Consider the following 23,125-nt stretch of genomic DNA (forward strand, 5'->3'; position numbering starts at 1 on the left):
TCCAGATGAAAACCACGACCGCTGCGGCCATGGCCGCGATACTCTTCTCCAGTTCTGCATATGCCGACGACAACGTCGCCTATCTCGCCGATGTCGCCTCTTTTGGCTCCGGCATGGGCGATTCGGCCGGCGCCATGTGGGGAGGCGGCATCGCGCGGCTGGACAGCGTAACCGACGGCGAATTCAATCCTGTCGGCCAGCAGTGGAATTATGGTTCCGTGTACTGGTCAGGCCTGGACACCGGCCTGACCATCACGCTGGCGCACACCGCGTCGGTCAATCGCCTGATACTGGAAGCCGACAACGGCGACAACTACCGCATCGAATTCCTCGACCGCGCCAATGTCTGGCAATCGGCCACCACGGTCAATACCGACCAGTCCCCGGCGGGCCAGAACCTGTTCGGCGGACCGCTACTCACGCCGGTTGTGGCCAAGGCCTTCCGCATCACGGCCCGCGGCGACAACCATTATTCGGTGGCCGAGTTCCAGGCCTTCGGCGAAGTGGTGGTCGACGATACGCCACCCGGCGGCCCGGTTGTGCCGACATCGCCGGTTCCCGAACCTTCAAGTTTGCTGATGATGGCCGCCGGCCTGGCGCTGCTGGCCGCCCGCCGCATGCAGCTCGCCTACCTGGCCATCGCCAGGCGATAGCGTTCGGCATCCCAGTCCAGCAATTCGGCCAACTGCGGCGCCGACAGCACGGTCAGCGCCGCACCGGATGGCTGGCGGGCCAGCACGTCGTAGTAGCACCGCAGCTGCGCCGTTCGTGCCGCGCCGAAGTCCTTGTCCGCAAAGACACCCACGCCGGCGATGAAGGCCAGACTGGTCTCCGCGCCCGCAGCCTGCGCGGCGATGAATGAATCGGCATCCGCATAACATGCCGCCTCCGCGCCGAGGAACACCACATGGTCCGGGCACAAAGCCCATTCATTCCTGAGCCGCTTGTACAGACGCGGATCGAGGGCCAACTGCTGTATGCCCGCGTCAGGAATGATCGTCAGCTGCGCCATGTCGGCTGTCACGGCGGCTACCGGTGCGACCGGTTCGGTGCGCAGGCAGGCCAACAGTGCCGCAAGTGTCGCATCGACTTCGGCGGCATTGGCGCCTCCTATCACCACGCCGTGATTCTGCAGGAAGACAATCTGCGCGTCCGGCTGCTCGCGCAATCGCGCCGCAATCGCGCCGGCCAGCGCCGATCCTGGTTTATGGTAGTCCACCCAGCACCACGGCGCCGGCGCTGGGCCGGCGAAGTCCGGACGCACCAGATGCGCCAGGACTTCGACCGCGTGCAGATGCAGTACCACCGTTTGCGGCATCAGCGCATGCATCAGCGTCTCGATCGACGGCCGCAGCGCGCTGCCCGCACACGCTCGCGGCGCGACATCGAAATCGCCCACGGCGATGGCATCCCGCAAATGGGCCAGGTCGACCGGCACGAAGATGTCCGCACGCTGTGCCTCAGCAAGCCATGTGCCGGAGGCCTTGACCCACATGGTGTCGCCATCCTTCCACGACGCGTTGCCGCCCGCACCCTGAACCAGCAGCGGATCGGCGCCGATCCGCGCGCAGTAGGCGTCGACCGCCGCGCGCAGGCCGTCCTGCCGGTCGCCGCGCGCGTTCAATGCGCAGCCCCCAGCCGTTCGAGCAGCTTGCGCACCTGGCCGAATTCCTGGAACACCGCATCGGCGGCATTCTCGCCTTGGCCTTGCTCCACCCCGTTGTGCAGTTTTTGCAGCGTGACCGCGTCTATCCTGCGCCGCGCGCCGCCTATGTCGTTGACCGGGTTATCGCCGATCATCCATATGCAGTTGCCGCTGGGGCGTACCTTTTTCAGCGCCAGTTCGAACTGCGCGCCATGAGGCTTGTCGTAGCCGGCTTCCTCGCTGGTGACGATGTAGTCGAAGTAGCGGTCCAGACCGAAGTAGACGATCTTGCGGAACTGGATCTGCGCTGTCAAATCGGTGACGATGGCGGTGGGGATGCCGAGCAGGCGGATGTCGTCCAGCAGTTCCTTCACGTCGTCGAACAGCACCGCATTGCTCAGGAAGGTGCGCCAATAGGTCTGCTCCAGATCCAACGCCACCAGCACCTGCGAGCCGAGTCCGATGATCTCCAGCATGCGCTGAAGGTACAGCAGGCGGCTGTGCGAGGCGGCCGTATCCTTCAAGCGCAGTTTGACTTCGCTGCGGGCGCTGGCATAGGCCTTGTCGAAATCGTCCGGGTCGAGCGAGAAGGTCGCGGCCACCTTGCCGCGCACCGCGTTCATGGCCAGCGCGTGGGCCGGATCGTAGTGGTACAGCGTGTTGTCCGTGTCGAACAGGATGGCGTCCGGAATCTGCGTGAAACGATCGTCGTTGGATATTTTTATCATAATGATTTACCAGATTAAGCGTTTGTTCAAGGCTTGGTGTATGTGCGCCAATGCGATCAGCTGCATCAGTCCCAGCGCACCGTTGCGCCATTGCGGTACGGTGTCGAGAAACTCGGTAATGCGTGGGAACAGCGTGGCCGCGGCCATGGCGATATCCTCGCTGGTGGCTTCGCCTTCGATGGTCAGGGCGATCTCGCTGGCGTCGTCGTCCATCGCCAGGTCGACATGCAGGCCGCACACGCCGACCAGCACCCGTCGCAACGACAGCTCATTCAGACCATTGCGCGACCGCACCAGCAGCTTGACGCGCGGCGCCTCGCTGCCGACGGGGTGCTCCAGCAAATCCGGATGGAGGGGGCGCAGCGACAGCACCAGGCTGGCGTGGCGCGCCTGCGGACGCACGAAGCGGATCGAATCGGGTTCCCGCTTGTCCAGCGACGAGCGCACCCGTTCGGCGCTGTGGCCGCGTTCCAGCACGTCGCGCTGCAGCTTGTAGTAGCGCCGCAGCCCCTCGTCGATATCGAGATAGATGCTCAGGTCATAGCATTCGCGCAGCACCGGCAGGTACAGCGCGTGCAGGCCGCTGGCGATGATGAAGTCGTTGCTGCGCACGCGCTGCGGGCGGCTCATCTTGCCGCTGCCATGGTCGTAGTGGCGCGACAGGATGGCCTTGCCATCGGTAAGGGCCAGCAGATCGTTGGCGTAGGATTCCAGGTCGTTGGCCATCGGGCTCAGATGGGTCATCACCTGCCACATCGGCTTGGCGCGGTCCCACAGGTGGTAGTCGTCGCCGGACAGATGCGCCACCGAATGGCCGCCGAACAGGCCGCGCAGCGATTCGGCCAGCGTATCCTTGCCTGCGCCGGAGTCGCCGGCGATGCCGATCACGAAGGGTTTGCGGCTGAAACGGAAGTAATCGTTCGAACTGACCGTTTCGCGCCACATCCGCAGCACCAGCACGATGCCCACCGCGGTCATCATGGTATGCAGTACCGGTGTCAATGAAGCCAGCGGCAGCGTCGCCATGACATCCTGCGGCAGGTTGTCCAGCACGTACAACGCCGAGAATCCCGCCGCCAACAGGATGGCCAGCCTGTCGCTGGCGGCCTGGTAGAACACCAGCGTCGGCACGATCCACACGAACCAGCCCGGCGAGGCAGGCGTCAACAGCACGACCAGCAGGAAGCCCAGTCCCAGCAAGGCGCTGAACAGTTCGAAGTTCATGCGCCGCACGCGCCAGGCCAGGTACAGGGTGACAAGGTAGGCCAACGGCATGACATAGATGTCGGTGTCGGTGCCAACGTGCAGCGAGAACTGATAGACCTTGCCCATCTCCGGATTATTGAGCAGCATCCGCAGCGCCGCGTCCGAGCACAGGAAGGGAAGGCCGAACAAGGCACCGGCCAGCGCCGCGCCGCGCGCGAAGGCTGGCAACTGCTGCTGCAAGGCGCGGTTGCGGGTCAGGTAGATCAGGAAAAACGGCAGCGCCAGCGCCATGCTCAGTTTTGCCGATACCGCCGCCGCGCATAATGCGCCTGCTTGCGCGAGTTGCTGCCGCCGTGTGCAGTACAGCGCCGCTACCAGCAGCAGCATCGGCACCACGTCGTTCAGGCCGAAGCCATAGGTGGCCAGCAGCATGACGGGCGACAGCCAGTACAACGCCAGCAGCAGCGTGTCGCGTCCTGGCAGCATCCTGCTCAACACCCGCAGCAACAGCAAGTCCGCGCCGAGCAAGCCGACACCGTAGGCATGGCCGATGCCGATGCCGGCGGCCTTGGCCAACAAGGTCAAAGGCATTAGCGCCAGCCACATGACGTAGCCATAAGGGAAAGCCTCAGGCGCGCCGCCATGGGCGAGGAACACTGCCCAGGGATCAAGCGACAGCTGGCTGGCGCTGGCGGACAGGAAGGGCACATACCATTCGGTGACTGCGTGGGGCACGATCAACGCCAGCATGGCGACCCGCAACGCCAGCCCGAATGCGAACAGCGGATGGCGGAACAGGCGCATCATGCACCCGCCTGATTTGGCACCAGCTTTTGCCACAGGTCCGGCCGCTTGGTGCAGACCGCGTCGGCGACGATGCCGCGTTCGGCCAGCAGCGCCGCCAGTTCGGCGATTTCCTCGGCGCCGCGTCCTTGCAGTTCGGGCGACACCAGACATAGCTTGAAGCCGGCGCCGCGCAGGCGCGCTGCGTCCCCGCCGCTGAGCGGGAAGCGGGTAAAGCAGTCGACCCATACCCAGTCTATCTGACCGGCCAGCGTCAGCGCCGTGTCGATCGATTCGAACTCCGACACCCGCACCGCGCAGCGCCGCTCACCGGCCCTGGCCCACTTGACCAGGAAGGGAAAGGACTGGTCGAGGAAAAAATAGTCGTCGATGCCATGCTGGCGCAGCAGCGCGATCAGCGGCGCCTCCAGGCCTTCCTCCTTGACGTTGAGGATCAGCGTGCCGTGGCGGTAGGCCGCCAGCCATGGTTCGAAAGCCTCGCCGGGTGTCAACGCATCATGATGGATGATGAGCCGTCCGCCGTCGCTGCGGATATCGACTTCCACGCCGAAGTGTTCGGGCGTGTCGGCCAGCTGGGCCAGGGTGTTGCGGCGGTGTGAGATCAGGTTCATGGTTTCAGGGAGTCTTTCAATTGCAGGCTGAAGTCGACGGTGCGCCGGATGAATTTCCGCTTGGCCGCCCAATTGACGTTCCAGTGCGAGACGCCGTGCGCGCGCTGGCCGAAGTGCACGGGAAACCGGTGCACCGCCAGTTCGGCGCGGCGTGCCTGGTAGTAGGCGTACAGGTCGAGCGAGAAGTCGTGGGGAGCGTTGCGCCAGGTGTCGAAGAAGCGCTTCGAGAACATGGTCGGCTGGGCGTTGATGTCCCACAGCGGGGTACGCAGCAACAGCGTCTCGAAGGCGCTCATGCCGGCGGTGAACAGCACATCGGCCAGCGGCCTTCCGTAGCGGCGGCCCTTGACGAAGATGTCGTCGCCATGGCGCTCGAACAGGGCCAGCCCGTGCAAGGCGTCCTGCGGATCGGTCTGGAGGTCGGCGTGTGTCCAGCCGACGATCTCGCCGGTGGCCGCCGCCAGTCCCGCCAGGATGCCGTGGCCATAGCCCTGGTTGATCTCGACACGGATGCTGCGGCAGCCGGGGCAGGCCGGCAGCAGCGCGGCCAGCACCTGCGGGCTGTCGTCGGTCGAGCCGTTATCGACGAGGATGATTTCAACGTCATCCCGCAGCGCCAGCGGATAACAGCGTTTGAGCAGCAGCGGCAGATTGGCGGCTTCGTTATAACACGGGATCACCAGCGAGAATCTCATGGCAGCTCCGTGCGGCGTGCGTGGGAAAACACCAGCGTTTTCATGCCGATGAAGTTCAGCGTGGCGGATACACCAGTCGCCGCCAGGAAGGCCATTGGCACTGCAAGTGCGGGGCCGGCCGCGTCCAGCATCCGCAGCACGGCAGCGTTGACCGCGACGTTTGCGGCCAGCGTCGCGCCGTACAGGAGGGCGAAGCGCGCCGCGCTGCCCGGAGCGGCGCGGCGGTGGCTGAAGGTCCAGCGGCGGTTGGCGCAGTAGGCGAACACGGTGCCCGCCAGGAAGCCGATCGCCTTGGCCGGTGCGGTTGCCGCCAGCCCGGATGCCATCAATGCGCGATAGACCAGAAGGTCCACCAGCACCGTCAGCGCGCCGACCACCAGGAATACCGGCAGTTCGCGGCGCATCATGGCATCCTCCCGGGATCGGCTGGCGTGATGGCGCGGTAGCGCTGCGCCAGCGTCGCCACGGCGTCGGCGGGAATGCGGGCGTCCTGCTCAAGCGTGTACGGATGACCGTCCCATTTGTGGAAGCAGGATTGCCAGTACTCGAAGGTGCGCAGATCGTCCGGCGTGCCCCAGGACAGATAGTGGTCCACTTCGAACAGGCGGCAGTTCAGCCCCATGGCGATGGCGTCGTTGATGCAGGAGTCCAGGTAGTACTCGCCGTTGACGCGGCCGTCGCGGGCGATCAGCGCGTCTACCAGGCGGCGCAGGTCGGCGGCGCGGCGGAAGGTGAAAGCGCCCAGTACGATGGCGTCGGTAGCGGGATGCGCCAACGGCGCCTTGACCGAGATGCGGCGGATGCGGCCCTGTTCCTCGTCGATCCAGCCGAACATCTGCGGCCTGCGCATGGCGTTGGCGTTGCCGCGCACGCCCCATACGATCACGTCTACCTGCGGATCGTCGGCCAGCTTGCGGAACGCCGCCTGGTCGTACAGCATGCCGAAATCGCATGCGCCCACCGTCAACGGTCCTTGCGTCTCCGGGGCCGATTCGGCCAGCGCGTCGACGCCGGCCAGCGCGGTGCAGGCCTGGCCTTCGCTGACCTGGGGCAGGGTGGCGATCACGGCGCCGGGATGACGCTTCCGCAGCTCCTCGGCGATCGCGGCATGGCCGGGCATATCGGCGCGCAGCACGAAGCAATGCTGCAACGCCGGGGGCAGATCATGCACGGCTTGCGCCACCATGGGCTGCCCGGAGACGCCGATCAGCGGTTTGGTCAGCGCGTAGCCTTGGTCGGCGAAACGCTGGCCCATCCCGGCCATCGGCAGCACCAGCGCGCCCGCCGCTGGTGCTGCCGCAGGCGCGTGCCGCTGCGCCAGGCGAGTGAAGGCGGACGACCAGCCACGATATTCGGCCACGTCTTCCGGCGTCCCCCACTGCATGAAGTGCTGTAGCGGATAGACGGCCACGCGCCGGCCGGCCGCCAGCATCGGACGGTAGGCCAGACTGACGTAGTATTCCCCGCCAACCGTCAGCTGCTGCTCCATCGTGGCCTTGAAGGCTTCCTCCATCAGCCGTCCCGACGCAAAGTAGTAGCTGCCGCTGGACGCGTATTCTTCCATGCGGTTGTCGGTGTAAGGCTGCTTCTCCTGGATAGCCTGCACCCATCCGTTCTGCTCGCGCATGTAGGCATAGTTGGTGCTGCCGAGCGTGTGCGGGTGGAAGCCGCGATAGGCCGGAATCGCCCCGTCGCATTCGTTGATCGCGACGAACTGCTTGAAGTGCTTCCAGTCCCAGTAGCAGCTGAAATCGCAGTAGTTCACCAGCACCGGGCGTTCCGGGTCGATCAGGTGTCCGACCTGGAGTACCGCATGCACCGGGCCGAGTTTATGCGGCGCGATTGCGGCGATGCGGCCCTGCGGACACCAGTGGCGCAGAACTTCCTCCATGCGATACGCCGGCTCGCGCAAATGCTCTTCGTTGCAGATGAAGAGGAAGTCGGCATCCGCATCGAACATCTCGATGACATGGGCGATGATCGGCTTGCCGTCGATCTCGGTCAAGGGCTTGGGGAGTTCGTAGCCGGCACGGCGAAAACGCTCGCCGAAGCCGGACATCGGTACGATGATCTGCATGGATCGCATGGTTCAGAGCTGGAACAGGTAATTGAGCTTGATGAAAGCCTTGCGGCCGGTGTGCAGCTCCAGCCCGCGTGTGCGTTCCAGCAGTGCCGGATTACCCACCAGTTGCAGGTTCTCCTGACGATCCGTATAGCCGGCGAACAGCGACGTGCCGGGGCTGAGCAGATAGCTGAACAGCAGATCGGCGGTCAGCTGTTTGCCGCCGGAGAGCGCGGTCAGCTGGCTGTTGGTGCGCAGGTTGGTGTAGTCCAGGATCAGGTGGGCCGACAGGAAGCGGCTGTACTGGTAGTTGAACTTGGTGCGCGACAGCAGCTCGCGATATACGCCTGTGCCAGCGCCGACGCCTGCCATGCCGCCCTTGGTGCGCAGGTCGTTCCAGAACAGCGTCTGTTCGACCCTGAACTGCGGATGCGGCGTGAACTTGATGTTGGCCGAGACGCTGCGGGCGTCGCCGAGGGCGGCCTGCGTGCCGGCCGCCGGCACATAGTTGATTACGTCGTTCTGGCCGACCTTGATCCAGCCATTCAGCCAATCGAACCATTCGGTGCTGGCGGCCAGCTGGTAGCCGTTCTTGTGGAAGCGCTGGCCGGCATACAATTCGTGGGCATCGAGCTTGTGGGCCTCGAAGGTGGTGGCGCGCAGACCCTTGACCGTGTACCAGGCGTCGCTCGACCAGTCTTGCAACTGGCCGTCGTGGTCCTTGGTGTAGAGCGCTTTGATGCTAGGCCCCGTGCTGACCAGCCACGGGGCGTCGGTGAAGTTCCACATGTAGCTCGCTTCCTGGCCCAGTTGACGGATATCCGTGCGGGGGATGAAGGCCAGTTCGCTGTCGAAGCGGCGCGACACGTCGAGATAGGTGGCCGCGTAGTTGAAGTTGCGGTCGGTGCGGCGCAGTTCAGCGTAGGCCAGGCTGCCGGTGCTGTCCGGCGCGCCGTTGTCGCTGGTGCGGCTGCTGGCCGCCTGGCCGCTGGCGACCCAGTTTTCGTCCAGCTTCCAGCGCAGGTCGACACCCGCGACGGTGTTGGCGTGGCCGGCGATGCGGCGGTCGGTCACCATCGCGCCGAGGTTGGAGTCAGTGTCGAAATCGCGCTGGCCGCGCGCCACGGTGATGCTGGCTTTCTTGCCGTAGGCCGCGTCGCCCGGCGCCGCCAGCTTGCCCGCCGCCTCGTCGTTCATCAGCAGGCCGCCCAGCGACCAGTTGCCGGTGCGGCCGGTGATGCGCGCGCCAAGCTGCGGGTCGATGATGCGGCGCGAGAAGAACAGCTGCTGCGGCGTGGCGAAGAAGCCCGAATTCTCCAGGAAGAACGGACGCTTTTCCGGGAACTGCACTTCGTAGCGCTGATCGATGATGACCTGCGGTTCATCCGATTCGACTTCGCTGAAGTCTGGATTAAAGGTCAGGTCGACCGCGAAGGCGTCGGCCAGCACGAACTTGGCATCCAGGCCGGCCTGGTTCTTGTTGTCGTGCTGCCAGCCGGGACGCGTCGGATCGCGCTGGTCGAGTGCGCGGCTGCGGCCCAGGTAGGCGTAGGGATTGAGCTGGATATTGCGGCCCGCCGAGACCGGGGCGGCGATTTCCGCGGCCGCCATCTGCGGCACAAAGGCTTCCTGGCGTTGGGTGATGTAGGGCCAGTACGAGAACTCGTTCAGGCGCGGCACGATGCGGCCCACCGAGACGCCCCAGTCCTGCACGTCGGCGCTGCGGAAGCGCAGGCTCTTGAACGGAATCGCCATCATGACGACGTAGCCGTCGGCGGTCAGTTTGCCGTCGGATGTCCACTGGGTGTCGAAATTGAAATCGTCGCCCAGGCCCTCGGTGTGCTTGGCGTCCATCTGCACGCCGTACGGGTTGGCGTAGAAGCGGAATGAGCGCTGCTTGTCATGGAAGGTGTCCAGGTCCAGCTGCACGGCGTCGTCGCCGGGCAGGTCTTCGCGGCGGGCGATGCGGGCGCGCACCAGTTTCGGATCATCCTTGCAGACGAAGACGGCGTAGAAATTCTGGTCGTCATAGGACAGGTAGGCGCGCGTCTCCAGCGACGCCGGCTGGCCGTCGCCCGGCTGGAACTGGCGGAATCCCTTGACTTCGACACCGGCATCGGCCGGGATGCCGGTGACGTAATCCGCCAGCACCGGCGCATGCGCGGCGCGAGGAATGCGCAGTTTGTCCTCAGCGGCGGCCGAAGCGGTGACGAATATCAGCGCAGACAACAGGGAGCGGCGCAGGTGGGAAGAGGTAGTCAATTGCATCACATGGCTTTCATTGGTAGGAATCGGAACGCACCTTCGCCATAACCGGCGCGGTAGCGGTGGTGGAAGCGGTATTGCGGCGTTGGGCGGCCTGGTCGCGCGCAGCGCCGTCGCGTGGACGCAGCGAGATCCACAACCACAGGCCCAGTGCCAGCACCTGGCTGGCCGTCGATACGGTCAGCAGCAGGGGCAGTTGCTCAGGCGTGGCCAGGCTGAATGGCATGACCAGCGCGAACGCCAGCCAGAGCACGGCCAGTCCGGCGACGCGTGCGGCGTTGACGGTGACCGAGCCCGCCAGCAGGCACCAGAGCCATATCGCCGGGAACAGGCCGTAGTCGTCGGGTACGAAGGGGCTGCGCAGCGCCGCCAGTCCGAGCAGGGAAATCCAGACTGCGGCCTGGCGCTGGTGCGATGCGCCCTGTGCGCGCCGGGCTGCCACCACGGCGATCGCCACCAGCAGCAACGACCAGACCCACGCCGCGCCGCCTACCATGTGATGATCCATGCCGGACAGGCCAAGCAGGCGCAGTTTGAATACCAGCCCTGGAACCGAGTCGTTGATGGCGGCGACGCCTTCCAGCCCGTCGAGCGCCAGCCAGCTCCATAACTCGCCGCTGGCGATGCGTGGCAGTTCGTAGCCGATGAAGTCCCGGAACGGCGCGGCGCCCAGCAGCGCCAGGCCAAGACCCACGTAGACCAGCGACCACGCCACGCTCCAGCCCAGCGCGCGCCAGCGGCGGCAGAAGAGCAGATAGACGCACAGGATGCCCGGGAAGATTTTTATCATGGCGACGCTGAGCAGCGCGCCGCCCGACAGGTCTCGGCCGCGCTGGAACTGCAGCATGGCCAGCACCGACAGGGCCAACGCCGGCAGTTGGAAGTTCCCGGTTTGTAGCGTTATCAGAGTGGGCAGCGCGAGCCATGCGGCGGGTAGCAGCAGGGCGGCGCGGCGTCCTGCCTGGCCGCCGATCCAGCCGCACAGGGCCAGCATGGCGCCGGCCACCAGCGCGGCATCCAGCGCGAACCATACTGCCCGCAGTTGCAGGAAGCCGCCGCCAAATGCATCGATGGCGCGCGGCAGTAGCAGGAACTGCGGCGGATACAGGTAGGCGTCCAGCTTGAAGCGGCCTTCGTGGCCGTCGTACGGAGTCTCTTCGAAAATGTTCACGCCTCCCTGCTTGGACAGTTCCGAGGCTTTCCAGTAGCCGGACAGGCAGCTGTGATTGACGTAGAACTGATCGAACCAGATCGTCGAGGCCTGGGGGCGCTGCGGATCGGCCATGTAGACCCCGAGGCCGGCGGTGCGCGCCAGTGCGGTCAGCGCCAGCAACAGCCACAGGACGGACAGCAGACGGCGGCCGTTGGAAATGCCGTCGAACTGTATCGGCAGCCGGCGCGCCAGCCGGGGGCTGAGCAGCAGCGCGACGACCAGCGGCAGCAGCGCCAGCAAGGACTGCGGCGACGATGGCGCGAACAGCGCGCTGCAACCGACGGCGGCGAACATGCCGAACAGCGCCGCCAGCAAGAGCGCGATCACGCGCCGTTCTATGGAGATGGAAACAGGTCGATTCATGGTTTGACTCCGATGGCGTAGGCCAGTCCGGCGCAGCACAGCGCGGCGATGCCGGCCAGCGCGGTGCGCAGCAGGCGTTCCTGGCGGTGCGACCGTTCCAGCGCCTCGCCGTAAGGCATGGTGGAATGGGCGATCATGGTGTACAGCGGCAGCCAGCTGCGCGGCCACAAACGGTTCAGCGCCAGGTCCAGCCGCTTGCGGGCGATGAACCAGGGCGATTGCACTTTCTGCCGCAGCTCGACGAAGTTGGCCTTCGACAGCTCGGCCAGTACGTCGGTGTGGGGGCGGCGCTGCTGTTCGTAGCGGGTGAAGGCTGCGGCCAGATCCTTCGGGTGGTCCGCCAATGCCGCCATCAGCACGCAACAGTCTTCAAAGGCGGAATTCATGCCCTGGCCGTAGAACGGATAGACGGCGTGGCAGGCGTCGCCCAGCAGCACGGCCCAGTCGCCGAAGCGCCACGGCGCGGTGCGGGTGGTGATAAGGGAACCGGTCGGATGGCGCTCCCATTGATCCAGCAGGCCTGGCAGCAGGGGCAGAAGATCGGGGAAGTACTTGGCGAACAGCGCGCTGACCTGGTCCGGCGTGCGCACGGTGGCGAAGCTTTCCTCGCCCTCGAACGGCAGGAATAAGGTCAGTGTGTGCGATCCATCCAGGTTCGGATGCGAGACGAACAGGCAGTGGCTGCGGGGCCATACATGCAGCGCGGTCAGTTCGATCACAGAACTGCCGTCCGGGCGGGCCGCCAGCGTGAGTTCCTTGTAACCCCATTCCAGGTATTCCTGATGGTAGTCGGCGCGTTCGCCGTGCTGCAGTTCGCGGCGCATGGCGGAGAAGGCGCCGTCGGCGCCGGCCACCCACAGCGGCTGCACAACGACGTTGCCATCGGGGGTGTCGAATTCAAGCTGGCGGGCGGCTTTGTCGGCGTGTACCAGCCGGTGTTCGAAGTGCAGCCTGACTTGAGGATGCTGCTGCGCGCGGTCAAGCAGCAGGTGATTGAGTTCGTTGCGGTCGATGGAATGCAGTACCTCGCCGGCATCCTTGCCGTAGGCCTGGTAGCGGGTGTTGCCGTCGGGTGCGTGGATCACGCGGCCGCTCATCACCACCGAGCGGGCCAGCACATCGTCCAGCAGGCCGACCATGCGCAAGCCCTGCATGCCGCGCTTGGACAGGCCCAGGTTGATGGAGCGGCCGGCGCCGGCCGATTGGCGGCGCGGGTCCGGGCGGCGTTCGTAGAGGTCCACGCCATGCCCTTGTCGCGCCAGCGCCAGTGCCAGCAGCGAGCCGGCCAGGCCGCCGCCGACGATGGCGATGCGGGCGCTGTCGGCTTCCTGCGCGGGCTTCATCGCTGTAGTCATGGGCGGCCTCCCAGCAAGGTTGCGCCGGCGTCCGTTGCGACGCTGGCCACGCCAGCGGGGCCGGCGCCTGCGCCTGCGGCGGCATCAACGGCGGCGGGCAGCAGCGCCAGCCTGACGTCGATGCGCTGTTCGACTTCGGCCTCGATGACGCCGTCCAATGCCTGTTCCAGCTTGGTGCTCGGCAGCGTGCCGGCCATGCGGTACAGGTAGGATCGAAGGAAGGCGGCGCGCACGCTGGCCGGATAGCCGGCTCGCAGCAGGAAGGGCAGATCGGAATCGACCATGTGCCGGATGGCGAGCATGGGGATCGGGCTGCGCAGCGGCCGGAACTCGGGATTGCGCAGGCCTTCGCTCTCATTGGCCGCGTGGAATTCGCCCAGCATCAGGCCCATGTCGACGAAGTCGCGCTTGAGCCGGTACTGCACTTCGTCGACCACGGCGGCGCCTTCCGCGCCCAGGTTGGGAAAGACCACCATGAACGCTTTGTTGATCGCATCCGGTCCGCGGGTTGGCTCGGTGGCCAGGAACAGATCGCGGTATTCGCTGATGATCGCGCTGATCTTGTCGAGGCTCAGGTCACGGTCGGTGATTTCCGCCAGCCAGATGCTGTCCTGTAGCAGCGAGACAGGCACGAAGGGGCATACCGCGCCCTTGCGTCCCAGATCTGGATGGGGGCGGGCCAGGAAGGCGCGCACCCAGTCCATCACCTGGGCCAGTGGCGTGCCTCCCGGGTATTCGCGGTCGACTTCGGAAACGCGCATCAGACGTGGGGATGCAGCAGGATGGGCTGCGGTCTCCGCGCGGGCCGCAGCCATCGGGCAGGTCGCCTGCGGCAGCGTGGATTGAGGATCTTTTTGAGTCATCATGTCACCATCGTGGGAAGTTGTTATGCACGCTTGTCGGAGTTAAGTTCATGCCGGCTCGCGATACGTTGTGGTTGCCGGCGTCCGCGCCGTTTCTGTTTGCGCCGGGCCGCTGATCGCGTCCGGCAGTTGTTCGACCTGGCGTATCGCCTTGATGCAGTAGGCCGCCATGGCGACCGCCGCCATCAGCAGACCGAGGACGATGAACATCAGGCCTATTCCGCGACCGGGCCCGGTGCCGATTAGCAGTCCGACCGAGCCGGCCAGCGCGCCGCCTGGTGCCAGCATCGGTTCGAACAGGTGCTCGGCCAGCGGCCCGGCGAGGCAGTAACCGAGCGGCATGGCGGCTTCCGACAGCAGCCGCTGGATCGCGAAGCAGCGGCCCTGCAGTTCGGCCGGCACTTTGCTCTGCCAGATGCTGTCGTTGGAAGCGCTGATGGCAGGCAGCACGGCGAACATCGCGAAGCCCGCTGCAGTCACCAGTACGAACGACGGCGCCAGCCCGTGCACGGCGATCGCCAATCCGGCCAGCACCGAACAGCCCAGCATTCCATGGATGCGGCGGCGTGGACCGCCGGTCACGGTCATCGCCAGTCCGCCGAGCAGCAGGCCGGCGCCGCCTATGCCCATCTGCAGCCCCAGTCGCGCCGGATCGGCGAACGACAACACCAGCGGGGTGATGGCGATGCTGGCGATCCCGAACAGGAAGTTATTGACGCCGAAGACCGACAGCAAGCCAAGCAGGCCGCCGCGCTGACGTACGTAGCGGAAGCCGTCGCCGGCCTCGCGCCAAAGGCTCTCGCCTCCTTCGCTGCGTTCCGGCCTTGGTACACGGGCCAGCGCCAATGCGATGGCGCCGGCGAGGAAGCTGGCGGCGTCGATCATCAGTACGCCATGCAGGCTGAAGGTGGTCACGAGCACGCCTGCCAGCAGCGGTCCTGCCACCTGGGCGACGGCGGCGCCGGTTTGTACCAGGCCGTTGACGCGGGTCAGCTGGTCGCGGCTGGCAAGCAGAGGAATGCTGGCCGAGTAGGCCGGCGCAAGGAAGGCATTGGCCACCGCCGTGACGGCGACGGCGGCGTAGATATGCCAGAGTTCCAGGCGGCCGGCGGCCAGCAGTGCCGCCAGCGACAGCATGGTGGCGGCCGACAGCAGCTCGCAGCACAGCATCGTGCGCCGCCTGTCCCAGCGGTCCACCAGCGCGCCGGCCAGCGGCGACACCAGCAGCGCAGGTACCGACATGGCGACGAAGATCAGCGCGAAGCGTGTCGTTGAACCGGTATCCTGCAAGACCCAGATGCCCAGTGCGAAAGCCGACAGGCGCGAGCCGACGCCGGAGATCAGCTGACCGAACCAGATCAGCAGGAAGTTGCGCAGTCCAGAGTAGCGGCTCATGCTGCTGCCTCGTTACGGCGTGGCGCCGGCAGGAATCCGCGCTGCTGCATGAAGGCGATGTAGGTCTCCAGCAGCGCGCGGTCGGCCGGCGGGCAGACGGTGCCCAGCGGCGCTACCGCGTCCATCGTCGCGCTGCAATCGAAGCTGGGCTCGCGCGCGTCCACCTGCTCCGGGAACAGCGGCGCGAACGTTGCCAGCGCATTGTCGCGAGACCGGGCGGCGGCTTCCTGCAGTGCGGTCCTCCAGGCGCCGTAGTCCGCCTGGTCCACCGCGTAGCCGGACGCGCGCAATGTCGCCACCAGTTCGTCCAGCGTCATGCGATGCGGGTTGAGGAAGTGGAAATTGCCATTCTGGTCCCCGGCGCCGAGCGCCAGCTGGACGATGGCGCGGCTGACATAGTCCACCGGCGCCATGTCGAAGCCTTCGCCGTCCATGCGCGGCGCCAGGCCCAGTTGCACGCAGCCCTTGATCCAGGAGCTGAAGTAGTCGCCCAGATTGCAGCCGCCGGTGCGGCTGTCGCCGGTAATGCGTGCCGGCCGGTAGACGGCGACAGGCAGGCCGCGTGCACGTGCCGCCAGCGCCAACTGTTCGGCCACCCATTTGCTTTGGTTGTAGCCGCCTTGCTGGGTTTCCGCCTTCGGTGGCGCGGAGCGTTCGCGGACGGTCGCATCCAGTTGGTCCTCCGTGACGTACACGCCCAGCGTGGAGACCAGATGCACCGGCTTGAGTCGGACGCTGGAGGCCAGCCGCAATACAGCCAGCGTGCCGCCGGCGTTGGCCGCCGCCAGGCTTTCGTATGGCGCCAGGAAGTTGACCTGGCCGCCATTGTGGAAGATCACATCGACACGGGCCGCCATCGCGGAGAAGGTCGCGGCATCCAGCCCGAGGTCCGGCGCGGCGAGATCGCCTTGCAGCGGTAAGATGCGCCGCTCGTCGCCGTCATGCCACAAGCCGTAGCTTTGCAGGTTGGCGCGGATGCGCTGCACGCATTCCGACGGCGTGGCGGCACGCACTAGGCACACCATTTCGGCATCGGTCGTGTCGAGCAGGTCGCGCAGCAGATAGGCGCCGAGGAAACCTGTCGCACCGGTGATCAGTACCGAACGAGGCGCGGCGCGTGGCGCGGTTGGCGGCGCGGCACGGGCTGGCACTATATCGTCTGGCAAGGCGGCTTGCGCCGCCAGGTCCAATACCGGCGCAGCCACGCCGGCGCGCAGGTCGTCGACCAGCTTGGCCATGGCTTCGATGGTGGGCGCGGAAAACACTGCGCTCAGTGGCACCGTGACGCCAAACGCCTGACCGAGCCGGAATACCAGCGGCAATGTGAGTAGCGAGTCGCCGCCGACGTTGAAGAATTCATCGTCCACGCTCATTTCTTCGCGGCCCAGCAGTTCGCGCCACAGCTGCATGATGGCGGCTTCGGTGTCGGTTGCCGCAGGCTTGAGCACGCGCGCTGTCGTTTGCTGTGCCGATGGCGACGGCAGGGCGCGACGGTCGATCTTGCCGTTGACGGTCAACGGCAGCGCGTCAAGCCGTTGGTACAGCGATGGCTGCATGGCGTCCGGCAGACGACTGGCCAGGTAGCTGCGCAGGTCGGCGACGCTTAGTTCCGGTCCGGCGACAAAGTAGGCCAGCAGTCTGCGGTCTCCCGGCGCCAGTTCATGCACGGTCGCCACTGCAGCGCTGACGCCGGGACATTCGCAGATGGCGCTTTCCACTTCGCCCAGTTCGATGCGGAATCCCCGCAGCTTGACCTGGTGGTCGCGGCGGCCGACGAAATGCAGCGTGCCGTCGGCGTTCCAGCGTGCCAGGTCGCCGCTGCGGTAAAGGCGCGGCGCTTCCGAGCCATCCGCATGGGCGGTGGCGAAGGTGTCCGCTACGAAGCGCGTCTCGTTCATCTGCGGTGCGTTCAGGTAGCCCAGCGCGACCCCCGCGCCGCCGATGCAAAGCTCGCCGATGACGCCGCGTGGCGCCAGTTGGCCATGGCTGTCCAGGATATGCACCTGTACTCCGGGCAGCGGACGGCCGATGGGCAGTTCGGCGCCATCGAAACCGGCGCCGTCACGGGTGTTGAGCATGGCCGCGCAGACGGTCGCCTCGGTCGGGCCATAGTGGTTACTCAAGGTGACGCGCCCGCCGGTCAAGCGCGCAAAGCGGCGCACCTGCGACAGCGGAACGGCTTCGCCGCCGAACATCATCATGCGCAGTCCGGGCAGCAGGTCGTCGTCGTGCCGCACCTGCGCGTAGCCGTCGGTCCAGCGTCGCCATAGGGCTGCCGGGGCGTCGATGGCGGTGATGGCGTGCTGCTCGCAGTAGCGTTCCAGCTCGTGCGGTCCCAGTTCGTTCGGCGATGGATGCAGCACCAGCGCGGCGCCGCAAGCCAGGGCGGGGAAGATATCGCCGACGGAAGCGTCGAACTGTAACGACGGCAGCATCAGCAGGCGTTGGCCGGAAAATTCATGGCGTTGCAGGAAGGCCTGCGTCAGGTTGATGGCGTTGGCGTGGCTGACCGCGACGCCCTTCGGCGTGCCTGTGGAGCCGGATGTGTAGATGACATAGGCGGCATCCGTCGGCGCGACTGCGACAGCCGCGAACTGCTGACCGGCCGGCTGTATAGTGGACGCCACGGGCAGGCCGGACGACGCGGCCAGTGTGGTGGCGCGCTGGTGCAGCGTGTCCGGCGTCAGCAACGCCAGTGCTTGCGAGTCGTCCAGCATGAAGCGCAGCCGTTCGTCGGGATGCGATGGATCCAGCGGCACGTAAGCCGCGCCGGTGGCGACGATGGCCAGCAGGCCGATCATCGCTTCGGCGGATCGGTCGGCCATCAGCGCGACGCGCTTGCCGGGGGCTGCGCCGAGCGTCAGCAAGTGCCGGGCGGCGTCGCCGGCGCGCTGCGTCAGTTCGGCGTAGGTCAGGCTGCGGCCATCGGCGGCGACGGCGACGGCCTGCGGAGTGCGCGCGGCCTGCGCCGCGATCCAGCCATACAGGTTGCCACCGTCGGGCGGCGCCAGCACGGCCGCGGCGGGGCCGCCGTCGGCCAGTGCCAGCAGCTCCATGCGCTGTGCTTCATTCAGCAGCGGAAGCTGCGACATCGGGCTATCCGGATTCTCCAGCGCCTGCTCCAGCAGCGCCTTATATTGTTCGCTCAGCCGCTCGATGGTGGCGTGGTCGAACAGATCGGTGTTGTAGTCGAAGGTGGCCAGCATGCCGTCGTCATGGGCCGACAGCGACAGCGTCAGCTCGAAGCGCGCCGTATCGATGCCGGTGCGCACGGAGGTGGAGGCGAGTCCATGCAGCTGCAACTCCGGCTCCTTGCCCGGCTGCAGAACGAACATGGCCTGGAACAGCGCGCTGCGTCCCGGCACCCGCTCCAGCGCGAGCGCATCGACGATGCGTTCAAGCGGGGCATCGGCGTTGCTGAAGGCATCGAGGCAGTGGCTGCGGGTGCGCGCCAGCAACTGGCGCAGGGACGGATCGCCGGACAAGTCGCCACGCAGCGGCAGCGTGTTGGCGAACAGGCCGATCACCGGTTCGAATTCCTCGGCGCCGCGATTGGCGAATGGCGTGCCGAGCACCACGTCTTCCTGCCCGGCGTGGCGGCTGAGCAGCGATTGGAACGCGGCCAGCAGCGCCATGAACAGCGTGGCGTTTTCGGTGCGCGCCGTCTGTTCGAGGCGGTCGACCAGGGTTTGCGGCAGCAGCGATACCAGAGATGCACCCCGCGTGCCCAATATATCCGGACGCGGTTTGTCGGTCGGCAGCGCCAGCAGGCCGCTGACGCCATTCATGGCGCCGCGCCAGAACTCGACCTGGCCGGCCAGTTTTTGCTGGTGCAGCTGGTCGCTTTGCCATTGAACGATGTCCGGATAGCGCACAGGCAAAGCTGGCAGCAGGCCGTCCAGCGGCTGGCGGCAGATGGAGGCGTTGTAGCACGCTTGCAGTTCTTCGTGGAGCACGCCGCAGGACCAGGCGTCGCCGACGATGTGGTGTATGACGACCATTAGCACATGGTCTTCATCGCCCACGTGCGCCAGGCCGACGCGCAGCAGCGGCGCGCGCGACAGGTCGATGGGGCGCGTATTCTCCAGCGCCAGCAATTGCGTGATACGCAGTTCCCGCTGGTCCGGCGCCAGCATCGACAGGTCGTGACGTTCGATTTCCAGCGTGGCTGACGCATGGACGGTCTGCACCGGCTTGCCATTCTCTTCGCCAAAGCTGGTGCGCAGCGCCGCGTGGCGGGCGACGATCGCGTCGAAGGCGGCCGCCAGCGCCGATTCACTCAGCGGGCCACGCAGGCGGTAGTGCTGATAGAGGTTGTAGGCGCCGCTGCCAGGCTGCAGACGCTCGAAGAACCAGATGCGTTGCTGCGCCGGAGCCTGTGGGAACGGTACGCCGTCCGGCACCGGCGCAAGCCGGCCTACCGCGTCGACGATGCTTGCTGGCAGCGCGGCGGCGGGGGCCGCGCCGCTCAGCCGCTTGCGCAGCAGTTCGCGTTGCTGCGGGGTCAGGCGCGCCAGGCGCGCATCGAGCGGCGCCGCTGCGCCGCCGCTTGCTCGATCGTGAGTCATGGGGTTTCCAGTGCGCCGTTCAGCAGCGCTTCGATATGTTCATCGGAGAGGCCTTCGAGTTGGTCGAGCATGCCGTTCAATGCGCTGTCATCGATTCCATCCAGCCGGTCGCGCATCAGCAGGTCGGCGAAGGCCGCTACGCTGGGTGCTTCGAACAGCGTGCGCAAGGCCAGTTCGGCGCCCAGGCTTTGCTGGATCCGCATCATCAGGCGCGTGGCGAGCAGCGAGTGGCCGCCCAGCTTGAAGAAGTCGTCGTCGATGCCGACTTGCGGCAGGCCCAGTACTTCCGCCCACAGCCCGCAGAGCACTTCTTCTTCAGCGTTGCGCGGCGCGCGATAGCCTGCGGCCGCGCTGGCCGAGGCGTCGGGCTGGGGCAGTGCGCGGCGGTCGATCTTGCCGTTCGGTGTCAGCGGCAGCTGATCCAGGTGCACGTAGGCCGATGGCAGCATGTACTCCGGCAGGTGCGCAGCCGCGTGGTTGCGCAGGTCGGCGGCGGACGGGCGTGCAGCATCGTCACTGGTGTTCACCAGGTAGGCGACCAGGCGCTTGTCGCCGGGACGGTCTTCGCGGCAGATCACCACGGCCTGGCCGACGGCGGCATGTTCCTGCAGCACGGACTCGATCTCGCCCAGTTCGATGCGGTAGCCGCGCAGCTTGACCTGGTTGTCGATCCGGCCCAGCACTTCGATGCGGCCGTCGCGGGTGCGGCGGGCGAGGTCGCCGCTGCGGTACAGCGTGCCCCCCGGGACGAATGGATCGGCGATGAATTTTTCCGCCGTCAGCTCGGGGCGGTGCAGGTAGCCGCTGGCGACGCCGGCGCCGCCGATCAGCATTTCGCCCGGCACGCCGGCCGGCAGCAGCTGCATGTTGGCGTCGACGATATAGATCTGCGTATTGGCGATCGGTTGGCCGATGGTGATCGGCTCCACGCCCGGTTGGACCTTCTCCAACGTGGACCAGATGGTGGTTTCGGTAGGACCGTACATATTCCACAGCGCACCGGTGCAGGCCAGCAGGCTGTCCGCCAGGTCGCGTGTCAGCGGCTCGCCGCCGCTCAGCGCAGTCAGGCCGGGGCGGCCGGACCAGCCGGCGCCGAGCAGCATGCGCCAGGTCGCCGGCGTGGCCTGCATGATGGTGGCGTTGGAGCTGTCGAGCAGGCGGGCCAGGGCCGCGCCGTCGGCGGCGGTGGCTGGATCGGCGATCTCGATGCTGGCGCCCAGCGTCAGCGGCAGCAGCAGTTCCAGCACCGCGATGTCGAACGACAGCGTGGTGACGGCGCAGATCCGGTCGGCCGCCGTCATGCCGGGGCGCTGCGCCATCGAGACCAGGAAATTGACCACGGCGTGGTGCGGCAGCCGCACGCCTTTCGGGCGGCCGGTGGAGCCGGAGGTGTAGATGACGTAGGCGATGGCATCGCCGTCCTGCGCCACGTCGACTGCGGGCGCGCCGGCCGGCAGGTCGTCGATCATCAACACTTGCCGCGCTGTTTGCGGCAGTTCCGCCCTCAGCACCTGTTCGGAGACGACCAGTTTGGCGGCGCTGTCATCCAGCATGAAGGCGATGCGGTCGGCGGGATACGCAGGGTCTAGCGGAACATAGGCCGCACCGGCCTTCAGGATGCCCAGCAGCGCGACCAGCATTTCCGGCGAGCGCCGCATGAACAGGCCGACCAGATCGCCCGCGACCACACCGCGCGCCACCAACTGCCCCGCCAGTGCGTTGGCGCGCTGGTCCAGTTCACCGTAGGACATGCTGCGACCCAGGTGACGCAGCGCCTCGGCATCCGGCGTGCTCGCCGCTTGTGCTTCGATCATCGCGTGGACGCTGGAGTAGGCCTGAGTGTCGCAGGCGCTGTCGTTCCAGTCGAGCAGCAGTTGGCGGCGCTCTTGCGGCGCCAGAATCTCCAGCACGGACAGGTGTTGCTGCGGTGCGCCGACGGCGCTGCGCAGCAGCTGTGTCAAATGGCCGGCGAAAGCGTCGATGGTCGCGGCTTCGAACAAATCGGTGGCGTATTCGATGTAGAGCGTCAGACCGCCGTGTTCCTCGCCGGCGAACAGCGTCAGGTCCGAGCGGCTGGTGCCGGCGTCGAGGGCGCCATGTTCGGTCGGATGCAGGGTCAGGCCGGGCAGTTGTACTTCCTGCGCTGGGAAGTTCTGGAAGAACAGCATCACCTGGAACAGCGGCGAGTGGCTCATCGAGCGTTCGAGTTCCAGCTCTTCCAGCAGGCGCTCGATCGGCAGGTCCTGGTGCGAATAGGCGCCGAGCGTGCCTTCCTTGACCCGCGCCAGCAGCTCGCGGAAGCTTGGATCGCCCGACAGGTCGGTGCGCAGCGCCAGCGTGTTGACGAAGAAGCCGACCAGCGGCTCCAGTTCCTGGCGGCGGCGGTTGGCCACGCCGACGCCGACGATCTGGTCCTGCTGGCCGGTGTAGCGGGCCAACAAAGTCTGGAACGCGGCCGCCACCACCATGAAAGGCGTAGCGCCTTCGTCACGGCCGAAGCGTTTGATGTCTTCGTACTGCTGCGCGCTGATGCGGTGGCAGCGCGCCGCGCCACGCTTGCTTTGCACGGCGGGACGGGCGCGGTCGCCCGGCAGTTCCAGCACCGGCAACTGGCCAGACAGGCGCTCATGCCAGTACGCCAGCTGCTTGGCCAGCGCTTCGCTGTCCTCGGCCAGCAGCTCGTTCTGCCACAGGGTGTAGTCGGCATACTGGACCGGCAGTTCCGGCAGCGGCGAGGGCTGGCCGGCCTGGAATGCTTCATACAACGCACACAGTTCTCCGTACAGCACACCGTTGGACCAGCCGTCAAACGCGATATGGTGGGCGTTAAGCACAAACAGGTGTTCGGCGTCGTCCAGCCGGATCAGCGTGGCGCGCAGCAGCGGGCCGGCATCCAGCTTGAACGGGGTGCGCGCCTCCTGCCGCGCAAGGTGCAAGGCGGCGTCGCGCCGCTCTGCGGGCGGCAGTGCGCCGACATCGTGCAAGGCCAGCGCGAACGGAGCGGCCGGCAGCACCTTCTGATACGGCCCTTGCTCGTCGCGCGCCATCACGGTGCGCAGGACTTCGTGGCGGGCGACGATCTCGCTCAGCGCACGTTCCAGGAGGTGGCGTTCGGTGCGGCCGCGCAGCCACATCGCGCTTGGCACGTTGTAGGCGGGCGAGCCGGGTTCGAGCTGGTCGAGAAACCACAACCGCTGCTGGGCGAACGACAGCGGCAGCCGTTGCGGCCGCGCCCTGCGGCCGATCGCCTTGCTGACGGCGGGGGCGGCCTGCTTGCTCAGCTGTTGCATCAGCAATGCGCGTTTCTCTGGCGAGAGGCCCGCCAGGCGTTGATTCAGATCGTTCATGTGAT

Annotated in this window: 15 protein-coding genes; 1 reads left to right on the plus strand and 14 read right to left on the minus strand. The window is 66.5% G+C overall.

The genetic code is table 11. The features are described from left to right. Positions 1 to 5: 5 nt before the first annotated feature. Positions 6 to 653, plus strand: coding sequence for a PEP-CTERM sorting domain-containing protein (locus GEV02_RS01815; protein ID WP_152836232.1), 648 nt, complete (start codon positions 6 to 8; stop codon positions 651 to 653). On the opposite strand, the gene GEV02_RS01820 is transcribed toward GEV02_RS01815, so the two are convergent. From GEV02_RS01820 to GEV02_RS01885, 14 genes are read right to left on the minus strand one after another with little or no spacing between them, the layout of a single operon-like run. Continuing rightward, positions 629 to 1,624, minus strand: coding sequence for a class II aldolase/adducin family protein (locus GEV02_RS01820; protein ID WP_152836233.1), 996 nt, complete (start codon positions 1,622 to 1,624; stop codon positions 629 to 631). The two genes, GEV02_RS01815 and GEV02_RS01820, sit on opposite strands and share 25 nt — an antisense overlap. Next, the gene (locus GEV02_RS01825; protein WP_152836234.1) at positions 1,621 to 2,373 is read right to left on the minus strand and encodes an HAD family hydrolase; all 753 of its coding nucleotides are present in this window, start codon (positions 2,371 to 2,373) and stop codon (positions 1,621 to 1,623) included. Before GEV02_RS01825 ends, GEV02_RS01820 begins: the two co-directional genes overlap by 4 nt. Positions 2,374 to 2,379: 6 nt before the next feature. Beyond that, entirely contained in the window at positions 2,380 to 4,386 is a 2,007-nt protein-coding gene (locus GEV02_RS01830; protein ID WP_152836235.1) for a DUF2029 domain-containing protein, read from the minus strand. Then, positions 4,383 to 4,994 (minus strand): phosphatidylinositol-specific phospholipase C/glycerophosphodiester phosphodiesterase family protein, encoded by a 612-nt coding sequence (locus tag GEV02_RS01835; protein WP_152836236.1) that lies wholly within the window; start codon positions 4,992 to 4,994, stop codon positions 4,383 to 4,385. Before GEV02_RS01835 ends, GEV02_RS01830 begins: the two co-directional genes overlap by 4 nt. After that, positions 4,991 to 5,689 (minus strand): glycosyltransferase family 2 protein, encoded by a 699-nt coding sequence (locus tag GEV02_RS01840; protein WP_152836237.1) that lies wholly within the window; start codon positions 5,687 to 5,689, stop codon positions 4,991 to 4,993. The genes GEV02_RS01835 and GEV02_RS01840 overlap by 4 nt, the downstream gene beginning before the upstream one ends. Then, a complete protein-coding gene (locus GEV02_RS01845; RefSeq protein ID WP_152836238.1) occupies positions 5,686 to 6,096 on the minus strand; it encodes a GtrA family protein in 411 nt (136 codons plus the stop codon). Before GEV02_RS01845 ends, GEV02_RS01840 begins: the two co-directional genes overlap by 4 nt. Continuing rightward, entirely contained in the window at positions 6,093 to 7,766 is a 1,674-nt protein-coding gene (locus GEV02_RS01850; RefSeq protein ID WP_152836239.1) for an NTP transferase domain-containing protein, read from the minus strand. The genes GEV02_RS01845 and GEV02_RS01850 overlap by 4 nt, the downstream gene beginning before the upstream one ends. 12 nt (positions 7,767 to 7,778) lie before the next feature. Next, complete coding sequence (locus GEV02_RS01855; RefSeq protein WP_174998925.1) at positions 7,779 to 10,019, minus strand: carbohydrate binding family 9 domain-containing protein; 2,241 nt, start codon at positions 10,017 to 10,019, stop codon at positions 7,779 to 7,781. 10 nt (positions 10,020 to 10,029) lie between these two features. After that, positions 10,030 to 11,592: a glycosyltransferase family 87 protein gene (locus tag GEV02_RS01860; protein ID WP_152836241.1), complete on the minus strand. Its 1,563-nt coding sequence runs from the start codon at positions 11,590 to 11,592 to the stop codon at positions 10,030 to 10,032. Then, positions 11,589 to 12,947 carry an FAD-dependent oxidoreductase gene (locus GEV02_RS01865; RefSeq protein WP_152836242.1) on the minus strand — a complete coding sequence of 453 codons (1,359 nt, stop codon included), beginning with the start codon at positions 12,945 to 12,947 and terminating at the stop codon, positions 11,589 to 11,591. The genes GEV02_RS01860 and GEV02_RS01865 overlap by 4 nt, the downstream gene beginning before the upstream one ends. Continuing rightward, positions 12,944 to 13,813, minus strand: a complete 870-nt coding sequence (locus tag GEV02_RS01870; RefSeq protein WP_152836243.1) for a DUF6875 domain-containing protein — start codon at positions 13,811 to 13,813, stop codon at positions 12,944 to 12,946. The genes GEV02_RS01865 and GEV02_RS01870 overlap by 4 nt, the downstream gene beginning before the upstream one ends. Positions 13,814 to 13,858: 45 nt before the next feature. Continuing rightward, a complete protein-coding gene (locus GEV02_RS01875) occupies positions 13,859 to 15,205 on the minus strand; it encodes an MFS transporter (protein ID WP_152836244.1) in 1,347 nt (448 codons plus the stop codon). After that, positions 15,202 to 19,773, minus strand: coding sequence for a non-ribosomal peptide synthetase (locus GEV02_RS01880; protein WP_152836245.1), 4,572 nt, complete (start codon positions 19,771 to 19,773; stop codon positions 15,202 to 15,204). The genes GEV02_RS01875 and GEV02_RS01880 overlap by 4 nt, the downstream gene beginning before the upstream one ends. Further along, positions 19,770 to 23,120 (minus strand): non-ribosomal peptide synthetase, encoded by a 3,351-nt coding sequence (locus tag GEV02_RS01885; RefSeq protein WP_152836246.1) that lies wholly within the window; start codon positions 23,118 to 23,120, stop codon positions 19,770 to 19,772. The genes GEV02_RS01880 and GEV02_RS01885 overlap by 4 nt, the downstream gene beginning before the upstream one ends. Positions 23,121 to 23,125: the final 5 nt, after the last annotated feature.

This window comes from Rugamonas aquatica (genome assembly GCF_009380215.1).
GTDB classification, from domain to species: domain Bacteria; phylum Pseudomonadota; class Gammaproteobacteria; order Burkholderiales; family Burkholderiaceae_D; genus Rugamonas; species Rugamonas aquatica_B.

What these genes read in the sequence shown, in the direction of transcription:
- GEV02_RS01885 (WP_152836246.1), bottom strand. Translation starts at nt 23,120, where the DNA reads ATGAACGATCTGAATCAACGCCTGGCGGGCCTCTCGCCAGAGAAACGC.
- GEV02_RS01815 (WP_152836232.1), top strand. Translation starts at nt 6, where the DNA reads ATGAAAACCACGACCGCTGCGGCCATGGCCGCGATACTCTTCTCCAGT.
- GEV02_RS01870 (WP_152836243.1), bottom strand. Translation starts at nt 13,813, where the DNA reads ATGATGACTCAAAAAGATCCTCAATCCACGCTGCCGCAGGCGACCTGC.
- GEV02_RS01845 (WP_152836238.1), bottom strand. Translation starts at nt 6,096, where the DNA reads ATGATGCGCCGCGAACTGCCGGTATTCCTGGTGGTCGGCGCGCTGACG.
- GEV02_RS01880 (WP_152836245.1), bottom strand. Translation starts at nt 19,773, where the DNA reads ATGACTCACGATCGAGCAAGCGGCGGCGCAGCGGCGCCGCTCGATGCG.
- GEV02_RS01875 (WP_152836244.1), bottom strand. Translation starts at nt 15,205, where the DNA reads ATGAGCCGCTACTCTGGACTGCGCAACTTCCTGCTGATCTGGTTCGGT.
- GEV02_RS01835 (WP_152836236.1), bottom strand. Translation starts at nt 4,994, where the DNA reads ATGAACCTGATCTCACACCGCCGCAACACCCTGGCCCAGCTGGCCGAC.
- GEV02_RS01830 (WP_152836235.1), bottom strand. Translation starts at nt 4,386, where the DNA reads ATGATGCGCCTGTTCCGCCATCCGCTGTTCGCATTCGGGCTGGCGTTG.
- GEV02_RS01825 (WP_152836234.1), bottom strand. Translation starts at nt 2,373, where the DNA reads ATGATAAAAATATCCAACGACGATCGTTTCACGCAGATTCCGGACGCC.
- GEV02_RS01860 (WP_152836241.1), bottom strand. Translation starts at nt 11,592, where the DNA reads ATGAATCGACCTGTTTCCATCTCCATAGAACGGCGCGTGATCGCGCTC.
- GEV02_RS01855 (WP_174998925.1), bottom strand. Translation starts at nt 10,019, where the DNA reads ATGCAATTGACTACCTCTTCCCACCTGCGCCGCTCCCTGTTGTCTGCG.
- GEV02_RS01840 (WP_152836237.1), bottom strand. Translation starts at nt 5,689, where the DNA reads ATGAGATTCTCGCTGGTGATCCCGTGTTATAACGAAGCCGCCAATCTG.
- GEV02_RS01850 (WP_152836239.1), bottom strand. Translation starts at nt 7,766, where the DNA reads ATGCAGATCATCGTACCGATGTCCGGCTTCGGCGAGCGTTTTCGCCGT.
- GEV02_RS01865 (WP_152836242.1), bottom strand. Translation starts at nt 12,947, where the DNA reads ATGACTACAGCGATGAAGCCCGCGCAGGAAGCCGACAGCGCCCGCATC.